Annotated in this window: 6 protein-coding genes; all 6 read right to left on the reverse strand. The window is 46.7% G+C overall.

All coding sequences use genetic code 11. The features are described from left to right. Window positions 1-202 precede the first annotated feature (202 nt). Window positions 203-469, reverse strand: coding sequence for a 30S ribosomal protein S15 (gene rpsO / locus C1I38_RS03435; protein WP_019226874.1), 267 nt, complete (start codon window positions 467-469; stop codon window positions 203-205). 95 nt (window positions 470-564) lie between these two features. Continuing rightward, the gene (locus C1I38_RS03440) at window positions 565-1,509 is read right to left on the reverse strand and encodes a bifunctional riboflavin kinase/FAD synthetase (RefSeq protein ID WP_119774478.1); all 945 of its coding nucleotides are present in this window, start codon (window positions 1,507-1,509) and stop codon (window positions 565-567) included. 34 nt (window positions 1,510-1,543) lie between these two features. After that, complete coding sequence (gene truB, locus C1I38_RS03445) at window positions 1,544-2,428, reverse strand: tRNA pseudouridine(55) synthase TruB (RefSeq protein WP_119774479.1); 885 nt, start codon at window positions 2,426-2,428, stop codon at window positions 1,544-1,546. Continuing rightward, window positions 2,412-3,407, reverse strand: a complete 996-nt coding sequence (locus tag C1I38_RS03450; protein WP_119774480.1) for a bifunctional oligoribonuclease/PAP phosphatase NrnA — start codon at window positions 3,405-3,407, stop codon at window positions 2,412-2,414. Before C1I38_RS03450 ends, truB begins: the two co-directional genes overlap by 17 nt. Beyond that, the gene (gene rbfA / locus C1I38_RS03455; protein WP_015044118.1) at window positions 3,388-3,762 is read right to left on the reverse strand and encodes a 30S ribosome-binding factor RbfA; all 375 of its coding nucleotides are present in this window, start codon (window positions 3,760-3,762) and stop codon (window positions 3,388-3,390) included. Before rbfA ends, C1I38_RS03450 begins: the two co-directional genes overlap by 20 nt. Before the next feature lie 22 nt (window positions 3,763-3,784). Beyond that, window positions 3,785-6,095, reverse strand: a 2,311-nt coding sequence (gene infB / locus C1I38_RS03460) for a translation initiation factor IF-2 (protein ID WP_207668612.1), incomplete at its 5' end; no start/stop codon positions are given.

The following is a 6,095-nucleotide window of genomic DNA, read 5'->3' on the forward strand; positions in this document are numbered from 1 at the left end:
ATACGCTTCTTTTATTCACAATTTTTTATTATCCGGAGTGTGTTCGACATATTATTTATTATTTCCTGCACCCGAACAAAAAAAACAATCCGGACAATTTTTCTTAAGATAAATACCCTAATACATAAATACAAAGAGCGCTGAACACGCTCCTGTAAATATCGACATATAAATTGAATGACCAAAATATTTTCGATGGTTTTTAGTGACGTAAGCCAAGTTCTGTTACTACTGTGCGGTAACGATTAAAATCGGATTTCTTGAGGTAGTTCAGCATTGCACGGCGTTGTCCAATCAATTTAAAAAGACCCCGGCGGGAATGATGATCTTTCTTATGGGTCTTGAAATGTTCTGTCAGCTCATTGATTCTCGTAGTGAGAAGAGCGATCTGAACCTCGGGTGAACCTGTGTCTCCTTCATGCTGCTGAAACTTCGCAATGATATCCTTCTTTTTCTCCGGTGTAAGCATTGGTTCTGCACCTCCATATTTTTTAAGCGCCTGCTGCCAAGTAAGACGGTGGAGATTCGTCGAACCCAGTCAGCGGTTATCCTTGTCATTTTAACTTATTCCATAAATTTTGTAAAGTTTTGTTTTTGCAGCTTTTGTTTTGCGGCTTTCATGTCTTTACCGAGTTGCTCCGTGATTTCCTTGACTCCATTAAATTTCTTCTCGGAACGCAATCTGGCCTGAATATCTATGAATAAGTCCTTCTGATATAAATCTCCGTGAAAATCAAAAAAATGAATCTCCGTGGTCTTCTCTAGGCCGGTTTTAAAGGTCGGTACAATCCCGATGTTCATCATCCCGCCGTAGATCCTGCCGTCAATTTTTGCAGTAACGACATACACACCATTTTTGGGGATTAGCAAGTCCTCATACGTCTCTATGTTGGCTGTCGGAAATCCAATATCCCTACCCCGCCCGTCACCGTGAACCACCGTTCCGATAATCGTAGGTGCGCGTCCCATCATCAACTTGGCTAGATCGATATCCCCGTTCAGAAGTGCACGTCTGATTTCGGTCGAAGAGATCACTCTGTCGTCAAGCATCTGGGCTTGGACAACACTTACCCCAAAATTGTAAGTTTCACCAAACTTTTCGAGGTCGCTAGGTTTTCCTTTGCCATGACAGCCAAAGGAGTAGTTGAAGCCAACAATAACATGAACGGCCCTGATCTTCAGCAGAATATTTTCAACGAATTCCTGCGGCGTTGTCTCGGCAAATCCCGGAGAGAAAGGCAATAAGAGCACTCTGTCTACGCCAAATTTTTCAAATAGCATGATTTTCTCATCCTTGCCGGTAATCAATTCCAGTTTTCTATCTGGATGAAGTACTTTCAGCGGATGGGGATCAAAAAGCAAAACTGAAAACAATGTCTTCAGTGAACGTGCTTTCTCTAAGCCGTGCTTCAACAGCTCCTGATGTCCTAGGTGTATACCGTCAAAATTCCCCAGAGCAAGCACAGTCGGCTCAAATTTGTATCCCGGAATCAGAGTGCAAACTTCCAAAAACCTTTACCCCCTAGTACCTTGTTGACCTTTGCTAACCCATGACCTTATTGGGGCATAAACATCCGTTTTCCCAATTCCCTATGCCAATAAAACGTCCCTCACAAAATACCTGAACAGGAAGCTGTTCCGCGTACACTTCAGCATCAACAAGATCCCCTCCGGTAGAAAGCCCGTTTCGGAAAGCGGCAAGCCGATAGGCCGGTATACTTGCCTTTGGCAGTGTGAGCCCCCATTCCGGGGCCAGGAGCATGTGTTCATCGCCGTCGGCAAGCGCCTGATCAATCTCTTCCAGTGTGTAGGTGGAATCCAGCGTAAACTTGCCTGCGCTTAATCTGAGCAAAAAGGACATATGTGCACCGCAACCCAGGGCAGCGCCAATATCGTGACATAAAGTGCGTATATACGTTCCTTTGGAGCATTCCACATCGAATAGAACTCTTGGAAACGTCTCTTCATGCCATTCCACCAGATCCAGCCGCTTGATCTCCACCTGTCTTTTTTCTCTTGCAACATCGATCCCCTGGCGGGCATATTCGTACAGACGCCTGCCATTTTTTCTGACAGCGGAATACATGGGCGGTTCCTGTTCAATGACACCAAGAAAATTCTCCAGTGTATTTGCAAATTGTTCTCGTGATACCATAGGCACAATCCTCGATCGTTCCTGTCCGAAAGCATCCTGCGTATCTGTCGTGATTCCGAGTGTAATCTCAGCTCTATAACTTTTTCCCTGGTCGCTGTGGTATTCTGCCAGCCGCGTTGCCTTGCCAAGGCAAATCGGAAGCACCCCGGCAGCACCGGGATCCAGCGTCCCAATATGGCCTGCCTTGCCGGCCTGTGTTTTCCGAAACAGCCACCTAACAACGTCTGTGGAAGTCATGCCAACAGGTTTTAAAACATTAATGATCCCGTCCAACGTTCAGGGCCTCCTCAAGTGCAGATACAATCATTTGCCTGGCTTGACCCATTGTTCCATTAATAGAACAGCCTGATGCCCGCCGGTGTCCGCCTCCGCCGAACCGGCTGGCAACTTGGTTTACATCAAGCCAGGTATTGGATCGGAAACTGACTTTGATTTCATCCGGGGCAATTTCTTTTAACAGCGCAGCAGCTTCCACCTTTTCGATATTGCGTGCATAGTTCACCAAGCCTTCACTTAAGCTCTCATCTGCACCTGTTTCTTCAAAGTCTTCTCTGGTCAGAACAATGACAGCCATCATTCCCTGCTGATGAAGTTCCAGGTTCGTCAGCGCTTTTTGCAGCAGTCTGGTCTGAGCCAAGCTTTTCTGTTCAAACAGTATATTGTTGATCTGAACAAGATCAAGGCCTGTTTTGAGCAATTCCGCAGCAATCCTGAAGCTTTCGACTGTGGTATTGCTGTAGCTGAACCTGCCTGTATCCGTAATAATCGCAGTATAGAGATTCTCTGCAATTTCCTTGGTCATGGAAACTCCCATTTCACCCAGCAGGTGAAAAATCATTTCACCTGTGGCGGCTGCGCCGGCATCAATCCAATTAACCGTACCGAAACCGTTATTGGAAATATGATGATCAATATTAATCACCGTTTTTCCCTGAAGAAACTCCGGGCAAAGAGTGCTATACGCTCTTTCCGCTTCAGCGCAGTCAATAAAAATAAGGGTTTCTGGAAACTCTTCCGGAGGCAGAACAGAACATATCTTGTCCACACCCGGAAGAAACTTCAAATTTACCGGCAGAAACCCAGGATTATAATAACATATTTTTTTGTTCAGACCTTCTAAGGCAATCCCCAAAGCAAGCATTGAACCTATGCAGTCCCCATCCGGGGATATATGCGTAAGCAGTGCAGCCTCGGAGATTGTATCCAATTTTTTGGCCAGTTCTGAGATCACCTTATTCGTCGTCTTGTCCATCGCTGGATTCACCTTTCGCGCCAACCTCACGAAGCAGCTTGGAAATATGGGCGCCATGTTCAATAGACTGATCATACTTGAAAGTGATCTCGGGAAAATAGCGCAGGCTGATGATTTTACCCAGTTCGCTGCGCAGATATCCGGATGCTTTATTTAAAACATCCAAACTGCTTTTCATTTCCTCTTCTGTTCCCAATACGCTGACGAATATTTTGGCATGCCGCAAATCGTCAGCAACCTCCACATCCGTGACGGTCACGAATCCGAGCCGCGGATCTTTGATATCCTCCCGGATCATCTGTGCCACTTCTGCTTTGATCGATTCTGCCAGGCGAAAAGCCCTGTGTTTAGCCATTCAGAAAACCTCCAATGCTAGTCTAGAGCTCTCTTTTAACTTCCTCCATCGTAAAGGCTTCCAAGATATCTCCTTCTTTAAGATCATTGAAGTTCTTTAAGCCAATCCCGCATTCGTATCCTTCCGCAACTTCCTTGGCATCATCTTTGAAACGTCTCAGAGATTCCAGGTCTCCCTCGTGGATGACAATTGCGTCTCTGATAACCCTGATCTTATCCGATCGATGAATCTTACCGTCGGTTATATAGCTGCCGGCAACAGTTCCAGCCTTTGGCACCTTGAAAATCTGGCGGACTTCCGCTTTACCCTGAATGACTTCCTTAAAATCAGGATCGAGCATACCTTCCATAGCGGCTTTGATATCATCAATCGCATCATAAATGACTCTGTACATTCTGATATCGACACCCTGGAGTTCTGCTGTCGATTTCGTATTGGAATCATGTCTGACATTAAAGCCAATGATGATCGCATTGGAAGCAGCAGCGAGCATCACATCGGATTCACTGATCGCACCCACTCCGCCGTGAATGATGTTTACCCGGACTTCCGAGGTCGTCAGCTTGGCCAGAGACTGTTTAATCGCTTCGACAGAACCCTGAACATCAGCTTTAATAATGATGTTCAAATCTTTGACTTCGCCTTCTTTGATCTTATCAAAAAGGTCATCGAGGCTGATCCTGGACTTTTGCTTGACTTCTTCGGCCTTTTTCTCATCGACGCGCGCATCGGTAATACTGCGGGCAAGTTTCTCGTCGTTGACAACATTGAAGATTTCTCCGGCCGGTGGAACTTCAGACAACCCTTGAACCTCTACAGGCATGGAAGGGACGGCTTTTTTGACCCTGCGGCCTTTGTCATCAACCATAGCTCTGATCCGGCCAAATGAATGCCCAGCAATAATAATATCACCAATATTCAGCGTACCTTTGGAGACCAGAACCGTTGCCACAGGCCCCTTACCTTTATCAAGTTTCGCTTCGATAACGGTTCCGGTTGCCAGTCGATTCGGATTAGCCTTTAGATCTTTCATCTCCGCAACAAGCAGGATCATTTCCAGCAGGTTGTCAATGTTAAGTCTGGCTTTGGCCGAGACCGGCACGGTGATCGTATCCCCGCCCCATTCTTCAACAACCAGGCCGTACTCGGTCAGTTCCTGTTTAACACGGTCCGGATTAGCGTTTTCTTTATCAATTTTATTGATCGCTACGATAATCGGTACATTGGCCGCTTTGGCATGATTAATCGCTTCCACGGTCTGGGGCATAACGCCATCATCCGCAGCCACTACCAGTATGGCAATGTCCGTGACCTGAGCCCCTCTCGCTCTCATAGCTGTAAAAGCCTCGTGACCAGGAGTATCCAAAAAAGTAATCTTTTGGTTTTTAATTTCCACCTGATAAGCACCGATATGCTGGGTAATCCCGCCGGCTTCAGATGCTATGACATTGGCGGAACGAATCGCATCGAGCAAAGATGTTTTTCCGTGATCGACGTGACCCATGACCGTCACAACAGGAGGACGGAATTTGAGCGTGGACGCATCATCTTCTACTTCCTCAATGACTGCCATGGATTTCTCAGCTTTAACCTCAATCGTCATACCCATTTCGGTAGCTACAATCGTCGCTGTATCAGCATCAATTTCCTGATTGATGGTCGCCATAACACCAAGCTTCATTAATTCCTTGATGACCTCACCGGCTTTGCGGCTCATTCTGAGCGCCAGCTCCTGAACTGACAAGGACTCAGGAATAATAATATGCTTGGGGACCACTTCTTTAACCATCTTATTGGGTTGGTTCCGGTTTGGTTGATTCCGGTCATTTTTTCTTAAGATGGAAGAAAAATCTTTTTCATCATTACGCCGTTTATCAAATAGAAACTCTTTATTTTCATGGGCTTTCTTTTTCTCCGGCGGCTGGCGTTTTACTGGCTGCTCAGCGACAGTAAGCTCAACGGATTTTCCTTCAATCTTGATCCTTTGAGTTTGGGGGGCTTTTTTATCTGTCCCTGGGCGCTGTCCCTGGGAAGGTCTTCTTCCGCTATCGGAGAACGGGCGTCCGCCGCCTTGTGGTCTCCGGTCATCACCTGCAGGACGATGTGATGGACGAAAATCACCCTGCGGTCTTGGCGCATACGGCCGATCGCCGCTCATCGGTGGTCTTTGACCCTGCGGTCTAAATTCACCAGGTGGTCTTTGTCCCTGCGGTCTAAATTCACCAGGTGGTCTTTGTCCCTGTGGTCTGAATTCACCAGGCGGTCTTTGTCCCTGTGGTCTGAATTCACCAGGCGGCCTTTGTCCCTGCGGTCTGAATTCACCAGGCGGTCTT

The organism is Dehalobacter sp. 12DCB1 (assembly GCF_004343605.1).
Lineage (GTDB): Bacteria > Bacillota > Desulfitobacteriia > Desulfitobacteriales > Syntrophobotulaceae > Dehalobacter.

What these genes read in the sequence shown, in the direction of transcription:
- rbfA (WP_015044118.1), bottom strand. Translation starts at nt 3,762, where the DNA reads ATGGCTAAACACAGGGCTTTTCGCCTGGCAGAATCGATCAAAGCAGAA.
- C1I38_RS03450 (WP_119774480.1), bottom strand. Translation starts at nt 3,407, where the DNA reads ATGGACAAGACGACGAATAAGGTGATCTCAGAACTGGCCAAAAAATTG.
- rpsO (WP_019226874.1), bottom strand. Translation starts at nt 469, where the DNA reads ATGCTTACACCGGAGAAAAAGAAGGATATCATTGCGAAGTTTCAGCAG.